This is a genomic window from Psychrobacter sp. P11G3, assembly GCF_001435845.1.
Classification (GTDB): Bacteria; Pseudomonadota; Gammaproteobacteria; order Pseudomonadales; family Moraxellaceae; genus Psychrobacter.
This window is the reverse complement of the sequence record NZ_CM003596.1, coordinates 3,077,712-3,094,543: the sequence shown is the minus strand read 5'-3', so window position 1 is coordinate 3,094,543 and position 16,832 is coordinate 3,077,712. Positions and strand designations below refer to the sequence as shown.

Here is a 16,832-nt window from a genome sequence, read left to right as displayed (position 1 = left end):
AGGATTTATCTATGACTATATCATCGCTAGATAGCGCTACTGTGACTTTACAACAGCTTATAGATGCCAATAAAAGCCAGCAGCAAAAACTGGCTGAGCAGCTTACAGCGATGATAGCAACATCGATTCAGGAAACATCCAATCAAGCGAGTTTAAATCAAGCTCAATCTATTGCCCATATTCCGTTTCAACAGTTTCGCTTGGACAATCGCCAGTTGGAAGCGAATGACGTATTTGTTCTGTTAAAAAGTCAAACAGCCAACTCTCAAAAAAGTCGCGACTATTTACTGCAGGCCGCTGAGCAAGCCGCATTTGTTCTCTCAGAGATTGACCCTAGCGTTTTGCTTAGCGAAGCAAATAATCCCTCAAATACCAGTAGTGAACCGCAGATAGATATTATTGCTAATGCACCTCAGCAACTAGCAGCATTGCCATGCCCTGTATTGTACGTTCCTAATATTCGTGATTTTTTAGGTAGCTTAATTCAAGCGCGCCTGCAATATCAGCAGCCAGTGACTCTACCGACCGTGGTTGCGGTGACTGGTACAAATGGTAAAACAACCATCAGTCAATTAGTAGCACAGCTTACCCAGTTGATGGGTCAGAGTAGCGCGGTGATGGGTACGGCAGGTAATGGTAGACTTGGTGCTCTAGTGCAAGCCAGCCATACCACGGGCGATGCGTTAGCTGTCCAGCAGTTCCTATATCAAATGGGAACAGAGCAGGCAGAAATATTGGCATTAGAGGCCAGCTCTCATGGGTTGGATCAGCAACGTCTACAAGGTATGCCAGTCACTGTAGCGATTTATACCAATTTGAGCCGTGACCATTTAGACTATCATGCTGATATGGCAGAATATGCTGCTGCCAAAGCCAAGCTGTTTGATAAAGCTCATTTCCCAGATTTGACCCATGCTATTATTAATATCGATGATGAGCATGCTCAGGTTATGTTAGATACAGCAAACGCCAGCGGTTTAACGGTATGGACATATAGTTTGGATTCATCAAAAGCGGCTACTTTTGTTGCCGCTGATATCGCGCCCAGTTTGCAAGGCGTCAAAATAAATCTGCGTACTGATTTTGGCGATGACAAAGCTGACAACATAGAGATTATCAGTCCATTATTAGGTCGCTTCAATGTAGCCAATTTGCTCGCAGCGATAGCAGCTGTCGTAGCACTCGATGATGATTTGGCCATAAATATCGAGCGTATTGCACCTGCTGTTGCACAGTTGCAAGGTGCGGTTGGGCGTATGCAACGCGTACCATCAAATGATGGCTGCTTTATCGTGGATTATGCGCATACTCCAGATGCGCTAAGCCAAGTGCTGGCAAGTTTAAAAACCCACTGTAAAGGTCAGCTATGGGCAGTATTTGGTTGCGGTGGAGATCGTGATGCAGGCAAGCGACCATTGATGGCGCAAGCAGGTCTAGCAGGTGCTGATCAAGTTATTTTGACCGCGGATAATCCACGTACCGAAGACCCAAATGTAATTTTGCAAGATATGCAGGCTGGTATGGCCGCTGAGCAATATCAACGAACCCATATCGAGCCTGCCCGCCAAACTGCTATTGAATATGCAGTTAGTCACTCAGGTGTAGATGATATCGTTGTCATCGCAGGTAAAGGTCACGAAACCTATCAAGAGATTAACAACGTTCGCTATGATTTCGATGACAGTGTTGTTTTGCAGCAGGCATTGAGTCAAGCGGGACGTGTGTAATTGATAGGCTTTCGATGCATGCATTAGTAAAAATTGATCATTAAATATAAAAATTAAGTAGTCATCATATAAGGTAATCATTATGACAGCCGACACCGATAATACTGCCCAGACGCAAGGGCTCTATGTCTGGCAAATGGACAATCTGCTCGCAGCGACCACGTCGCTCGATGGGCATTGGCAACTACCACGAGGCCATGCAGAAGAGCAGACTGCTTTAGCCAGTAAGCGGATAGCCACTGATACTCGCACGATAAAGCCAGGCGATATATTTTTGGCATTAAGCGGCGATAATTTCGATGGACATGATTATATCGAGACAGCAATATCAAAAGGCGCTGTTGCCGCTGTCGTCTCGCGTCCTACTTCGTTGTCCGGCCCAACTGCTATTCCACAATTGGTGGTCAGCGATACTCGTTTGGCGTTAGGTCAATTGGCAGCATATCGTCGTCAGCAGCACAAAGATTTAACCGTGATTGCTATTACGGGTTCTAGCGGCAAGACCACCTGCAAAGAAATGCTTGGCAGTATTTTTGGTAGATTGGCACCGACCTTAATCACTCGTGGTAACCTCAATAACGATTTGGGTGTACCAATGATGTTGCTTGAGCTATCAGATCATCATCGTTACGCTATTTTGGAGTTGGGCGCAAACCATATTGGCGAGATTGCTTATACGACTGAAATTGTTCAGCCTGATGTGGCCTGTATCTTAAACATCGGTACAGCGCATTTGGGCGAGTTCGGTAGCCGTGAAGGCATCTGCCAAACCAAGGCTGAGATTTACCATACATTGACAGACGCGCAGTTTGCAATTGTTCCTGATAAGGATGATTTTACCAATCAGCTACGTCGTATCGCTGAAAAGCATACCTCACATGTGATTGGCTTTGGTAATACGGATGTAAGCGCAAGCCATCTAGACGTAGAGCCTGAGCGTAGCGAATTTAAGCTACATATCGGTAACCAAATCCATGCTATCAACTTGCCATTGGCAGGTGAACACAATGTCAATAATGCCTTGGCTGCTGCTGCCTGTGCGCATGCGCTAAATATTGAGGTAAGCGACATTGTGGTTGGGCTCGAAAATGCGCGTCCTGCTAAAGGTCGTTTAAATAGCCAGATACTTGGTATGCATCGTCTCATTGATGACACTTATAATGCCAACCCGCATTCAGTACGTGCTGCCGCCAAAGTATTGGCTGCGCAAACAGGTACGCAAGTGATGGTACTGGGCGATATCGGTGAGCTAGGAGAGGCGGCTATTAGTGAGCATCAGAGCTTGGGCCGTACTATCGCGACCACAGGTATCAACGTGCTGCTTTGTGTTGGCGAATATGCCCCTTATACCGTTGCGGGTGCGCAAGAAGTGTCTGATATCAGTGCGCATGCCTTTGCCAACAAAGACAGTTTATTAGAGTATTTACAGCCGTATTTGCAAGCGCAACAAGCTAAGCCTTGTACTGTGTTGTTCAAAGGCTCTCGTTCCATGGGAATGGAAACACTTATTCATGCGCTAGTAGAGGAGTAGGCGGTGTTAGTTTGGTTGTTCGGCTGGCTTGGCCAGTATTATACGCCGTTTTCTGCGGTTTCTTCGTTGACACTTCGAGCATTGCTTGCCGTTGTTACCGCCCTTATGTTTAGCATGATGTTTGGTGGCCGTGTTATTCGGCACTTGCGATCACTCAAATATGGTCAGGCCATTCGTAATGATGGGCCTCAGTCGCATTTGGCCAAGACTGGCACACCAACCATGGGCGGGGTATTGATCCTCAGTGCGATTGGGATATCGACGCTACTGTGGGCACGATTAAACAATCCTTATGTTTGGATTTTGCTCGTGGTTATGGTTATCTTTGGTGCCGTAGGTTGGGCTGATGATTGGTTAAAAATTAAGTATAAAGATCCAAAAGGCTTAATCGCTCGCAAAAAGTATTTTTGGCTGTCTATGGGTGCGTTATTTGTCGGTGTTTCTTTGTACTATATCGCCACGCTACAACCCGATATCAATACCACGCGTGAGATGCAGGATCTGCTATTGCCAGTATTCAAAGACTGGATGATTCCATTTTCAGCAGTGCCATTTGGTATTGGCTTTATTATCTTTACCTATTTTGTGATTAATGGTGCTTCTAACGCAGTCAATCTAACCGACGGTTTGGATGGTTTGGCGATTTTGCCAGTCGTTCTCGTCGCTGCAGGTTTGGGCGCGATGGCCTATGTATCAGGCGATGTACGCTTTGCTGATTACTTGCATGTACCTTATATTCCTTATAACTCCGAAGTCATCATCGTCTGTGGCTCAATGGTCGGAGCAGGTCTTGGTTTCTTATGGTTCAACGCGCATCCAGCACAAGTATTTATGGGTGATGTTGGCGCGCTAGCACTGGGTGCAATGCTAGGTACTATCGCCGTGATGACCCGCCAAGAGATCGCCTTTGCGATTATGGGTGGTTTGTTTGTCGCAGAAGCGCTATCAGTTATGTTACAGGTTGGCTCGTATAAACTGCGCAAAAAACGCGTCTTCCGTATGGCGCCGCTGCATCATCATTTCGAAGAAATTGGTTGGAAAGAAACACAAGTGGTGGCGAGATTTTGGATTATTGCCATTATCCTTGTCATCCTTGGGCTAATGACGCTAAAGCTACGTTAAGCTATAACCGTCGAATATCTATATAGATATCAATTTGCAAAACTCCAAAAAGCCGTTTCAATCATGATTGAGACGGCTTTTTGTCGCTCAAGACCCATGAATTTTGTTAAAATGCCAAGCATACTGCTATCACTTTGAGATGCCCGTGTCGTTATTTATTTGTCCACTTTGTCAGTCACCGCTACAGCCCGCTGCAGATACTTGGCGCTGTGATGGTAGTTTGCACCCTAAGCAGACTTCACATCCCTTTGATGTAGCGCGTCAAGGCTATGTCAACCTGCTGCCAGTACAACAAAAAAAGTCCAAAGCACCTGGGGACAGCCAAGAATCTATCGATGCGCGTAAACGGTTCTTGAATCATGGGCACTATGCCTTGCTCCAAAAACTAATTAGTCAAAAAATGACAGAGTTGCTGTCTAACGATGAGTTCATAAACGAGCAAGATATCAAGCCAGTCAATTGGCTTGATATTGGCTGCGGTGAAGGTTACTACACGCAGGCAATGGCACAAATGAGCTTGAATGTTATAGATACGCTTATAGCCGCTGACATCAGTAAGCCTGCAGTGGTTGAGCTGGCCAAAGTCAGTAAACTAGCAGGTCGTCTATGGTATCAGCCGCGTAAAGAAGATACTGCCAAGACGACTGCGGTCTATCCATTAGTGACCAGTGCTGCACATCTACCGTTACGCCCGCACAGTATGACGGGTATTAGTAGTATTTTTAGCCCTATTTTGCCCGAGGCGTTTGATAATGTATTGATGAATGGTGGCTATCTGATTATTGCCAAACCTGATATCGGGCATTTGGCAACGATGCGTGATGCGTTATTTGATGATGTACGTGAGCACGATTCTGATAAATTTTTGCAAGAATTGGTACCATATTTTACGTTGGTTGAGACCTGCCGTGTCAGTACAGAGCTGACGTTATCCGCAGAGGATTTGGCTGATTTGATGACGATGACACCTTACGCTTATCGTGCCCGCAGCGAAAAAAGGCAAGCACTACTGGCCGCCGTAGAAACAGCAGCATTTAGCACAGAGGCCAAGTTTGTGGTTTATATTTTGCAGAAAACGTCTGTTTAGCACATTTAGAGCATAGTAGTATGGAGTATTGCTATGCTCGTTTTAAACATTAACCAGCAACTTCTAATGAGTTAAGTTTTTCGAATAGCAGAAATATTGATATTAGGAAATTTGGCTTAACCGTAACCATATTCCTCATTAAGTAGATAGTAATTCGCGTTTTTATACACATCCTGTCTACGATGCTTACCGATAAAGCGTAAATACACTGTCATTTAACCAAATATTACGCCAACATCTAACATGCCTTTAAGCACGCATGCCCTCGTAACAATCGCAACCTTTCTTCAAGTTTCATAAATCTACTTAATACTAGAATCATTTATTATTCTCTTTGTCGATAGAGTAAAGCTTTATCACGATAGTTCATTTAAAACTAAGTGAATTATTTATAACTACTCTAAATATGAATTCAAAGGAATAAAATGATGAAAAAGATACTAGTTAGTTCGATTTTAGCCGCTACTGCTTGTTTGTCGATGGTCGGTCAGGCCAATGCTACGCCTAATTTTGATAAGCATCATACAGCTCAGGTACAGCAACAAAAACACAGCAGCAATAAAGCGAGTAATAACTATAAGCATGCCAAAGCTAAGGCAGCAAAGTCACATCACAAAGCGAAAATAGTGGCTACTAAGCACAAAGCAACAGCCAAAAATGTCCATGCTAAAAACAGCAATGCTAAAAATAGCCACGACAAAAACAATCATGACAAAAATAACCATGACCGTCGCTCGTAAAAACACGATCCTAGCATCCAAAAATAGCGCCTTAATGAGGCGCTATTTTTTTTGTTCTTATATGACACTATTGATCGTTACTAGTTGAGCAAGTGCTACTGACTGATAAACGTCATTGATTTGAACAGGCCATTTTTATTAGGCTGAGTGAGTGTCACTTTACTACTTAAAACATCGCCTTTAGCATTGATTTTATAGCATTCTGACGACGTACCTGCAGTATCAGACGTCAAAAGTAGATTGCCTGAGGTTTCTATACAGAGCCACGCCGTGTTATTTGTATCTTGTGTGAGCGACCAGTCCTGCTTATAGGTGGCGGTTTTCTGACGCATACTGCTGTCAGCATATACGTTTTCAGTGATAAGCTGACTTGAGTCGCCCACCGTAGCTATCTTAGGGATACTCGTCGTTTGGTTAGCGATTGAATACTCACCCGTACTATCCGTAAAACCATGGAACACCAATGGATTTAGCGTAAAATAATTGATAGCGACTGACTGATCCGTAATCTGCTGATTCACTGTGTTGATTGTGCTGACTTCTGCGCCTTGTACCATTTTATTATTAAAGCGCATGCTGCCTTTAGGGGTGATTTGAATATCTGCGGCTACGCTTTGTCCGCCGACAGTAGCTACTAGTTTTTCACTACGTTGTTTGGTATAGATATTGAGTATGGCAGTCTCAACTGGGTATTGAGTGACGACTTTATCAGAGCTATTATTTTGATTGGTATTACCTGTTACCATGCCGCCTATGCCAGTAGCGCAAGCACTCAATCCGAGTCCTGCTACGATACACATTCCTAGTGTTTTCATTGTTGTATCCTTTAGTTTATTTAAATAAATACTATTGATATCTACTATAATCCAATTTTTGGACAATGGCATCTGCCGAGTATCAGTGACCCTACTGTTATTACATTTTTGTACGGTATAGCAATGATGGTAAATATAGATATAAAGTTAGATTAAGCGCCACAGAAAAACTCAAAGCATTTTCGTATAAGGGTCTAGGAATAAAATTAAGCTGATAATAAAACGTATCGTAATAGAATATCGACTCATTTTATGAGTCACTCTCAGTCCATGATACAAGTTTTTTAGCTTGGTCAATCAATGTGTTATTCAATTAGATATATAGTTATTAGATCTCATACAACACACGAAGTTAAGGCTAAACAGAAGTATTTCAGACAGCAGTAGAGGATGAGTATAGACTGAAAGTCTTACTGTTAAAAAATATAAAGAATATTGAGAGAAGGGTAGAACAAGATAGAAAAACTGAGGTTTTGCTTAAGCAGAATAAGATTGGCGGTGAAGGAGGGATTCGAACCCTCGATACGCTATGAACGTATACACACTTTCCAGGCGTGCGGTTTCAGCCACTCACCCACTTCACCGTTTTTTGAACGCCTAAGTATAGCGGATACCATTTAGAATGTCACGACTTGCGCGCTATCTTTCTTTATTGGCAAGCGCCTGCTAGGATAGCAAGTATGTAACGGCAAGTATAAATGGTTGAGAGTTGAATGATAAGTTTTAGTAGGCTTAAGTACGGATGTAAGAATAGTGCGCTGATGGCAGTATTGCTTGTCGCGACGGGTATTACTCAAGCACACGCTGATGATTTGACCCAGTGTAGCCAGTCTTTCTATGGTGGTATTTATCCTGAATTTACCAATACCAAGTTAAAAAAAGACACACAAGCGCTATGTATGGATGGCTTTGCGGTTATGTACTCGGGGGTATCACGTACACCGCTTTGGTCAGCAGAGTATCTCGATCGCACACGTCTGCAACAAGCTAAGCAGATCGATCGTGAAGACAGCTTTCATGAAGAAAGTAAGCTACCAAAGTCAGCACGAGCCTCATTATCTGACTATTCAGGCTCTGGCTATGATCGAGGACATTTGGCACCCAATGCCAATATGGCCAATCGCAGCCAGCAGTATGATAGTTTTAGTTTAGCGAATATCGCTCCGCAGTCACCACGTAACAATCGCTATATCTGGCGTAATATTGAATCTGCCACTCGGTATTTAACGCAGCAATACGGTGAGGTGTATACCATCACAGGTGTGGCATTTACCGATAAAAAAACCAAGCAGCTCGCTAACCGTGTCCTTGTGCCTAGTCATTTCTTCAAAGCGGTATATATCCCAGCAACCAATCAAGCAGGCGTGTATTACGCCCCAAATGATGAGTCAGAACGCATCGATGTGATCAGTATCGATGAGCTGACCACTGAGATTGGTATCGATGTATTACCTATGCTAGATAGTCAGTCCAAATCTCAAGCATTTGATTTACCATTGAAGGCGGGTGAGAGCTCAGATACCCCCGAGGCACCAGTGGAGGAGCCTGAGTGGATGCTGTTTGTATGGGCTATTTTAGAGTGGTTAATTGCACAATTTCAGGCTTAAACTGAAAGTAAGCCCCTAAAATAGCCACATTTCGAAAAATATAAATTGTTACTGATAATAAGGATAATCAAATGATTGAGCCATTCGCCAACGACCATCAAAGCATGCAGATTGGTGATCTTGTCATTGAAAATCAAAAAGACAAGATTATTATATATGGTGATATTGATCTCACTTTTGACGAGTTAGGATACGAGCAAGCCCAACAGTTACATGAGCTGTCGGAGAAAATCGTACAAGCATTTGCAGATAAAAATCTATATAGTAAGAATGATGCTAAGTCAAAGGAAAATGATGACCAATTAGATAAAGATATCGACAATCCTTTCCTATAAGTCTTTGATATGGTTTTATTTTTACAGAAATAAGAAACTGTAAAAAAATTACTAGGCAAAACCTAAAAATTGCTTATAATGAGTTAAGACATCGCTTGTGTCGCTCGAATCTTTGACCAAAAGCTTATAAGTTGTAATGGTAACTATCATTTAAAAAGGTCGAAACCGTAAAGCTCGTAATGAAAGGTTCTAGCAAAGGATAAGCATAGGACAACAGAAACATAACGTTTCGAGTAATCATTGTATGAAGGGAGTCAATCTATGAAATTATTTACAAAGACCACTTTAGCAGTTGCTGGTATTGGTATTGCTAGCATGGCATTCGCCGCTGACCCATTAGCCAACACTACTTGGCAGACATATGATGATGGTGAACCAAAAGGTACGGTAAAAATCACTGAGTCAAATGGTGTTCTGACCGGTACTCTTATTGCTGCCAATACTGCGAAAGGCAAAAAGCACGTTGGTACGACCATTATTAGAGGTCTAAAAGCTGACGGTGGTGGTAAATATAGTGGTGGTACGATTACTGATCCAGCAAAAGGTAAAGACTATCGTATGACTGCAAGCTTAAGCGGCAACACATTAAAGCTAAAAGGCTATATCGGGCCATTCTCTCGTAGCCAAGAGTGGAAAAAGAAATAAACTAAAAAACTAGTTTCAGCGTAATATATAAAAATCCCGCGTTACCGAAAGGTCTCGCGGGATTTTTTACGTTTTAGATTTAAGCTTATGGCTTCAACAGGGGAGAACTTCAAACACTAAAATTATAAGCGCTGATACTACAGTAGGTAGTATCAGCGCATTTGACATCAATTCTTAGCTTACTTGAAAGGAGCTTATCTTATAAATTCTGGGTAAGCTTCCATACCACATTCTGCAATATCAGCACCTTCGTACTCGTCTTCTTCAGAGATACGTAGACCGATAACTAGCTTGATGATAGACCAAACCACTAGGCTGGCAATGAATACCCAAGCAAAGATGGTTGCAGCACCCACAATCTGACCGATAAAGGTAGATGCTGGGTTAGTAATAGGTACAATTAGCAGACCAAATAGACCGACCACACCATGAACTGAGATTGCGCCAACTGGATCATCAATCTTGATTTTGTCCAAGGCTAAGATTGATAACACTACAATGATACCGGCGATAACACCAAAGATAGTAGCTTGTAATGCAGAAGGGGTTGAAGGCTCAGCAGTAATGGCAACTAGACCTGCTAGTGCACCGTTTAGGAGCATGGTTAGATCCGCTTTACCAAAGATGATGCGGGCTAAGATTAAGGCACCGACAGCACCACCAGCAGCAGCAGCATTAGTGTTCAAAAATACCATTGCAACAGCATTAGCACTAGCGATGTCGCCTAATTTAAGCACTGAACCACCGTTGAAACCGAACCAACCCATCCACAAGATTAGTGTACCGAGTGCTGCCAACGGTAGGTTAGCACCAGGAATAGCGCGTATCTCGCCGTTAGGGCCATATTTACCTTTACGTGAGCCTAAGAGCAATACACCTGCTAGAGCTGCTGCTGCACCTGCCATATGTACAATGCCAGAGCCTGCAAAGTCAGAGAAGCCCATGTCGCCTAGGTTGAATAGGCCAAAGACATCGTTGCCGCCCCATGTCCAGCTACCTTCTAGTGGGTAGATAACACCAGTCATGACCACAGCAAATAATAAGAATGACCACAGTTTCATGCGCTCAGCAACGGCACCTGATACGATTGACATACAGGTTGCTACAAAGACCACTTGGAAGAAAAAGTCTGATGCGGCAGAGTAGACAGAGTCGCCACCGAAGCCATTTTCAGCAGAGGCTGCTAGAGCGTCTTCTACTAACGTATCACCGCCTGCAATTCCGCTTAAGAATAGATCGCCACCATACATAATCGCATAGCCGCATACCATATACATGATACTAGCCGTTGCAAATAGTGCGACGTTTTTGGTTAAGATTTCGACTGTATTTTTTGATCGGACCAGTCCGGCCTCTAACATAGTAAAGCCTGCTGCCATCCACATGACCAACGCACCACATATCAAAAAGTAAAACGTATCGAGCGCATATTGGAGCTCAAAGATTTGACTTTCCATTTAAATTCCCCCTTGAATTTATAATATAGATATCGGCATTACCGATAGATAAAAATGCTGTAAGAGTCTGTACCTATAAGTTTATGCCCGTAGGTAGGTCTTCAAATTTAGATAGCGTCAGGTCCTGTTTCACCCGTACGGATGCGGATAACTTGCTCAAGTGCAGTGACGAAAATCTTGCCATCACCAATCTTACCAGTGCTAGCGATACGAGTGATTGCCTCGATAGCAGGCTCAACCATCTCGTCGATCACAGCGACTTCGACTTTTACTTTAGGTAAAAAGTCCACCACGTATTCTGCGCCGCGATAGAGCTCTGTATGACCTTTTTGACGACCGAAACCTTTGACTTCAGTGACAGTGACACCTTTAACACCGATGTCGGAAAGCGCTTCACGCACGTCGTCGAGCTTAAACGGTTTTAAGATCGCAGTGATTAGCTTCATAAAAAATTCCTTATTTGTGTGATGCCGCAGATTGATAGAAGTACTATGGTGCATCATCATATCTCTGCCTTGCTTACTGTAAGTTATTCAAGAACCGTGCCAACCTACTCAAGGGGGGAGGTAGAATTGGTATTGTTCATTAAAAAGTAACGACAGTAGTAACATAGAATATGGGCTACGATGCAACGATTAGAGCCATCGCTACAAGCATAATAAAGGTGAATCAATCTTTAGCGTTTGGTTAACGAAAACTTTATTATAACCAACTTTTTGAGTGCTTGGGGAGGCTATCCCTTTATTTCATGTGACGATTTGCTAACTTGAGTTTGGTTGTTAGCTTGGCCGTTTCATGCAAGCGTATCAAAGATGAATGGCGGAAAGGTAGAGAGAAAATAGAGATAAGCGGCAGAGCCTAACATAGTAGTCAGACTCCCGCGCTTAGGTAGATAAAGGGTTTGGGCGTGTTTATATATACGTCGTTATGCTTTAGGAAATAGTAGATAAGGGGTTTTTGTGCTGACCAATAGCTTTTTTGTATCGCTACCTTGTAGTAATTCGCGGAGACGAGATTGGCCAAAAGCCCCAGTCATAAGTAAACCGATATCATGTTGGTTTTGATAGTAGTTCAAAGCTGCCGCGACATCACGGCAGTCAAGCAATGTCTTTTTGGATTTGATACCCGCCTGTTTGAGCTTGGCATAGGCTTCACGCAACGCATCACAGTTATCAGAAGTTTCCTTGCCAACCATCACAATATGAACCGTTAGTGCACGCACCAGTGGCGTTTTACACAGCCAATTTAGTAGTTTATGGCACGTTGGACTGTTATCAAACGCAAATAAAGCAGTAGTAGGGGGCAAAAATGGTGCATGTGTCACCAAAATGGGGCAGTGGCTAACTCGAATGAGTTGGCTCAGCGTTGATTTGCAGGTGACATGATGACCTATAACGATCATTTGTGCTTTGTCATCGACGTAATCAATGCTCTGATTGAGGTTCTCATGACGATGCAGTGTATATGTCTTTAGCTTATGGCGTTGCTGTTCACAATACGAGGTTGCTTGAGATAATAGCAATCGGCCCTGTGCTTTTAGCTCACAGTTGCTCAAATGTTCTTTGGATGTGAATTGTTCGAGCAAAGCATTTTCGTCATCAATATTGAGGCAACCAGAGTAATTAATAGCGGCTTTTTGCTGCAAGCTTGGCATCGAGTGCAATAAGCCAACAGGCGCGCGCAGGCGAATAGAAGCCCACATACTGGCCTCTAGTACTGCTTGAACATGATCAGGACAGTCCAAGCAAGCAATCACACTATCTGGTTTTAAATTACTCATAAAACGACCACATCATTTTAATAATAAAAATCTGCTATCTCAGTTTATGGTTGGCGTATGCAAAATACATCCAACCCTTTTACCAATATAACTGTCTATTAATATCCGATACATCAGCCATGGACTAATAATATAGCCACATGGCAACCGTGTAGATTCGCTTAGCAATTTCGCTTAGTCTAACAAGCCAATGTCTCGGCGGTCATGAACAGAGAAGCGATCAATCAGTGTTCGACTCGCATTGTTGAGTCCTACCACTTTGACATCAATGCCTTCACGTTGCAAGCGCATCACTAGCTTGTCCAAGGTATCAACAGCGCTGACATCCCAAAAATGTGCTTGGCTTACATCAATCTGAATACTATCTACAGCTTCTTTAGTATCAAAACTATGTAGGAACTGGGTGGTAGAGGCAAAGAATACCTGCCCTTGAACATAATAGTAGCGAGTGTTGCTGCTATCATCATACTCACTAAAGATGGTTAGGAACTGACCAATTTTATTGGCAAATGCCAAGGCAGATAGTAAGACACCTACGCCGACACCGTAAGCCAAGTTGTGAGTAAAGACGGTAGTCAATACAGTCGCCAGCATTACGATATTAAACGACATTGGATGCGTCTTAAACTCGCGAATAGACTGCCAGTTAAACGTGCCAATCGATACCATAATCATCACTGCAACCAAGGCTGCCATTGGAATTTGACTGACCCATTCACTTAAGAACACGACCATGATCAGAAGAACAACACCAGCCATCAAAGTAGATAGACGTGTACGACCACCCGATTTGACGTTGATCATTGATTGGCCAATCATCGCACAGCCTGCCATACCGCCAAAGAAACCTGATACGACATTAGCCATACCTTGACCACGACACTCTTTGTTTTTATCACTCGGTGTATCGGTCAATTCATCGACGATCGTTGCTGTCATCATAGACTCTAAAAGACCAACGATGGCAAGCGCGATAGAGTATGGCGCAATAATCAGCAAGGTATTTAGGTTTAACGGAATATCAGGTAACAAGAATACTGGTAATGAATCTGGCAAGTCACCCATGCTGCCAACGTTGCGAATATCGAGATTCATATACATTGCAACAGCGGTCAAACCTACAATACAAATAAGCGGCGAAGGAACGATGCGACCGATTTTAGGAATAAGTGGAAACAGATAAATAATCGCCAAACCAGCTGCCGTCATGATATAAACGGTCATGCCAACACGCTCAGTCATGGGGTTCAGTTCTGGTAATTGCGCAGCAAAAATCAATATTGCTAGGGCGTTGACGAAACCGATAACCACTGAGCGGGAGACAAAGCGCATCAGGTTACCAAGCTTTAGAATGCCCATCACGACCTGAATGGCACCGCAAAGCAAAGTTGCAGCAAGCAAATATTGCAGACCGTGGTCAGCAACCAAATCGACCATGACCAGTGCCATCGCGCCAGTCGCCGCCGAAATCATACCTGGACGACCACCGACAAAACTGATCACTACCGCGATACAAAATGAGGCATATAAGCCAACCTTTGGATCAACACCAGCGATAATAGAAAAGGCAATGGCTTCTGGAATAAGGGCTAGGGCTACAACCAAACCCGATAAAACGTCACCGCGAACATTGGAAAACCACTCGTCACGCAAGTTATCAATAAAAGATGTCATAAGTAAACTACATAGGGTTAGAGGCAAAAAAAGTAATCATTACTCATTTATAAAATGATCGCGTCGCTAATAATAGCTATTCATTTTTCTTTTACTTCAACATGCACTAGGTCATGTTGCTGTGTTGGATTGTGAGAAACTAATAACCAAGATATCTAACTAATAACTGAGGTATCTAACTAATAACCAAAGTATCTACTGATTTTTTTGGTATCAAAAATACGCTCATCAATAATCAATACGATGATAAGGGCAGTAAATTACCTAAAAATATTTTTTAAAAGATTGCTTAAAATAGGCAACTAGATAGATGTACCTACAATAATATATAGAGTCAGCAATCACTTGCTGTAGTAGAAGGTGATATATCACTCGTCAAATTATCAAAATTGTTTGATACACCCTTATCATAACGAGAATCGTTGATGAAGAGGCGTGACAATAGCGCGATAAATGTGACAACATGCTAAACTAAAATGCTTGAGCAATTTGCTCAGCAAAATAATGATAAATATTAATCAAGCTGACTATTATAGCATTAGCCACTTAATATAAAAACAGGCGAATAATAGCATAAAGTCATAAAAAATCAGTACCGAAATCTGCACGATGGCGTTAAGATGCTGCACATCTTAGCAGCGCCGATTAGAGTCGCTATACAACAAATTTATTTGATACAACTTTTCTCGTTTATATAGAAGGAATAGATATGACCACTAATACAGCAACAGAAGCCTTACTTCATAAGGGTAGTGGTCTACAAGTCGTGGTGGGTTTGGGGCAGTCTGGATTGTCAGTCGCGCATTATCTGGTTAAGCAAGGCTATCAAGTCGCAGTCACTGATGCTCAAGCTACCCCTAAATTGGCCGATCAGTTGCCAGCCGAGATAGATATTCGTCAGTTTGGTGAGATAGATGCCGATTTATTGCAACAAGCCGCACGTATTGTTATTAGCCCAGGTATTTCTCTTGAAACTGCCGCTGTAGCTGCTGCTCGCCAAGCCAATATTCCTGTAGTTAGTGATATTCAACTGTTCTGTGAAGCGTGTACCGCACCCATCGTAGCGATTACAGGCTCTAACGCTAAAAGTACAGTCACTACGTTAGTTGGTCAAATGGCGGCAGATGCTGGCGTTAACGTGGGTGTCGGTGGCAATATCGGTGTACCAGCTTTAACATTGCTAGATAATTCTGATATGGAACTTGCGGTGCTTGAGCTGTCTAGCTTTCAATTAGAAACCGTCACTAACTTGGGCGCAAAAGTAGCGACTGTGCTCAATATGTCGCCTGATCATTTAGATCGTCATGGAGATATGCTTGGCTACCATCAAGCCAAACACCGTATCTTCCAAGGTGCCAAGTCGGTAATGATTAACCGCGAAGATGCACTTACTCGTCCATTGGTCGCAGACAACCTACCGAGAATTAGTACGGGTATTCATGCCCCTGATAAAGGTCAGTATGGTCTGATTACCGACACAGAGGGCCAAACTTATCTTGCTCGTGGTACAGAACGATTACTGTCGGCAGACAAACTGTTGATTAAAGGTCGTCATAATCTACTGAATGCGCAAGCGGCTCTAGCACTTGGTGAGCTGGCAGGCTTACCGCTAGAAAGTATGCTAACCACTTTACAGCAGTTCACAGGTCTTGAGCACCGCTGCCAATATGTGGCTAATGCTGCTGGCATTGATTATTTCAATGATTCTAAAGGCACCAATATTGGTTCGACCATGGCCGCTATCGAAGGCTTGGGCGCAGTCTATGCGCCGAAAGACGGTAAGCTATTATTGATCTTAGGCGGGCAAGGCAAAGGGCAACAGTTTGGTGAATTAACGCCTTTTATCAATCAATATGTGAGCCAAGTTTTGTTTATTGGTGAAGATGGTCAGCAGATTGAACAACATCTAAGAGCTGCGAAATTGAGTGATGATGTCGCACTACATCAGTGTCAGACATTAGAGAATGCGTTTGCGACTATTCAACAAGTCACTACCAGTAGTTTATCGCAAGTACAGGCTGTATTGTTGTCACCTGCCTGTGCTAGCTTTGACCAATATAGTGGTTATGCGGCTCGCGGTGAGCACTTTAGCCAACTGGTCAATCAATTAGACACCGCCCAATCAGAAGCTTGATAGGTAGTCGAATATATTAAGCAGCTATATAGGTTGGCATAGCAGATGTCTATTCTCTAGCAACAGCCAGTATTTTCTGGATAAATGATTGTTTTGCTTATAGATTGCTGCTACTGTCAAGCATATAATCCTGATTACTAAAATAGGTGCTAGCTAAGGCGTTTGCCGCTGGTTACAG

At 43.0% G+C, this 16,832-nt stretch carries 14 protein-coding genes and 1 tRNA gene; 9 read left to right on the top strand and 6 right to left on the bottom strand.

The window, feature by feature from the left end:
• The first annotated feature begins 11 nt into the window (after positions 1-11).
• From AK824_RS12555 to AK824_RS12535, 5 genes are all read left to right on the top strand, one after another.
• Positions 12-1,727, top strand: a complete 1,716-nt coding sequence (locus AK824_RS12555) for a UDP-N-acetylmuramoyl-L-alanyl-D-glutamate--2,6-diaminopimelate ligase (RefSeq protein ID WP_057762049.1) — start codon at positions 12-14, stop codon at positions 1,725-1,727.
• 82 nt (positions 1,728-1,809) lie between these two features.
• Positions 1,810-3,258 carry a UDP-N-acetylmuramoyl-tripeptide--D-alanyl-D-alanine ligase gene (locus AK824_RS12550; RefSeq protein ID WP_057762047.1) on the top strand — a complete coding sequence of 483 codons (1,449 nt, stop codon included), beginning with the start codon at positions 1,810-1,812 and terminating at the stop codon, positions 3,256-3,258.
• A 3-nt stretch (positions 3,259-3,261) separates the two neighbouring features.
• Positions 3,262-4,380 carry a phospho-N-acetylmuramoyl-pentapeptide-transferase gene (mraY, locus tag AK824_RS12545; protein WP_057762045.1) on the top strand — a complete coding sequence of 373 codons (1,119 nt, stop codon included), beginning with the start codon at positions 3,262-3,264 and terminating at the stop codon, positions 4,378-4,380.
• A 139-nt stretch (positions 4,381-4,519) separates the two neighbouring features.
• On the top strand, positions 4,520-5,467 hold the full coding sequence (locus AK824_RS12540) for a putative RNA methyltransferase (RefSeq protein ID WP_057762044.1): 948 nt from the start codon (positions 4,520-4,522) through the stop codon (positions 5,465-5,467).
• A gap of 425 nt (positions 5,468-5,892) precedes the next feature.
• On the top strand, positions 5,893-6,207 hold the full coding sequence (locus tag AK824_RS12535) for a hypothetical protein (protein ID WP_156410716.1): 315 nt from the start codon (positions 5,893-5,895) through the stop codon (positions 6,205-6,207).
• A 95-nt stretch (positions 6,208-6,302) separates the two neighbouring features.
• On the opposite strand, the gene AK824_RS12530 is transcribed toward AK824_RS12535, so the two are convergent.
• Positions 6,303-7,022, bottom strand: a complete 720-nt coding sequence (locus tag AK824_RS12530) for a hypothetical protein (RefSeq protein WP_057762040.1) — start codon at positions 7,020-7,022, stop codon at positions 6,303-6,305.
• A gap of 493 nt (positions 7,023-7,515) precedes the next feature.
• Positions 7,516-7,606 (bottom strand) — tRNA-Ser (locus AK824_RS12525).
• 177 nt (positions 7,607-7,783) lie between these two features.
• Here AK824_RS12525 and AK824_RS12520 point away from each other — a divergent pair.
• The 3 genes from AK824_RS12520 to AK824_RS12510 all read left to right on the top strand — a co-directional run bounded on the left by AK824_RS12520 (position 7,784) and on the right by AK824_RS12510 (position 9,609).
• Positions 7,784-8,629, top strand: coding sequence for a DNA/RNA non-specific endonuclease (locus AK824_RS12520; RefSeq protein ID WP_227511170.1), 846 nt, complete (start codon positions 7,784-7,786; stop codon positions 8,627-8,629).
• A gap of 71 nt (positions 8,630-8,700) precedes the next feature.
• Positions 8,701-8,964, top strand: a complete 264-nt coding sequence (locus AK824_RS12515; RefSeq protein WP_057762038.1) for a hypothetical protein — start codon at positions 8,701-8,703, stop codon at positions 8,962-8,964.
• A gap of 261 nt (positions 8,965-9,225) precedes the next feature.
• Positions 9,226-9,609 (top strand): DUF2147 domain-containing protein, encoded by a 384-nt coding sequence (locus AK824_RS12510; protein WP_057762037.1) that lies wholly within the window; start codon positions 9,226-9,228, stop codon positions 9,607-9,609.
• A 194-nt stretch (positions 9,610-9,803) separates the two neighbouring features.
• On the opposite strand, the gene AK824_RS12505 is transcribed toward AK824_RS12510, so the two are convergent.
• The 4 genes from AK824_RS12505 to AK824_RS12490 form a co-directional block, all read right to left on the bottom strand.
• Positions 9,804-11,066 (bottom strand): ammonium transporter, encoded by a 1,263-nt coding sequence (locus AK824_RS12505; RefSeq protein WP_057762031.1) that lies wholly within the window; start codon positions 11,064-11,066, stop codon positions 9,804-9,806.
• A gap of 107 nt (positions 11,067-11,173) precedes the next feature.
• Entirely contained in the window at positions 11,174-11,512 is a 339-nt protein-coding gene (locus AK824_RS12500; protein ID WP_010197981.1) for a P-II family nitrogen regulator, read from the bottom strand.
• Between the two features lie 479 nt (positions 11,513-11,991).
• A complete protein-coding gene (locus tag AK824_RS12495; protein WP_057762029.1) occupies positions 11,992-12,846 on the bottom strand; it encodes a universal stress protein in 855 nt (284 codons plus the stop codon).
• 174 nt (positions 12,847-13,020) lie between these two features.
• Positions 13,021-14,520: a SulP family inorganic anion transporter gene (locus tag AK824_RS12490; RefSeq protein ID WP_057762027.1), complete on the bottom strand. Its 1,500-nt coding sequence runs from the start codon at positions 14,518-14,520 to the stop codon at positions 13,021-13,023.
• A 709-nt stretch (positions 14,521-15,229) separates the two neighbouring features.
• On the opposite strand from AK824_RS12490, the gene murD reads away from it, so the two are divergent.
• Positions 15,230-16,654, top strand: coding sequence for a UDP-N-acetylmuramoyl-L-alanine--D-glutamate ligase (murD, locus tag AK824_RS12485; protein WP_057762025.1), 1,425 nt, complete (start codon positions 15,230-15,232; stop codon positions 16,652-16,654).
• The last annotated feature ends 178 nt before the right edge of the window (positions 16,655-16,832 follow it).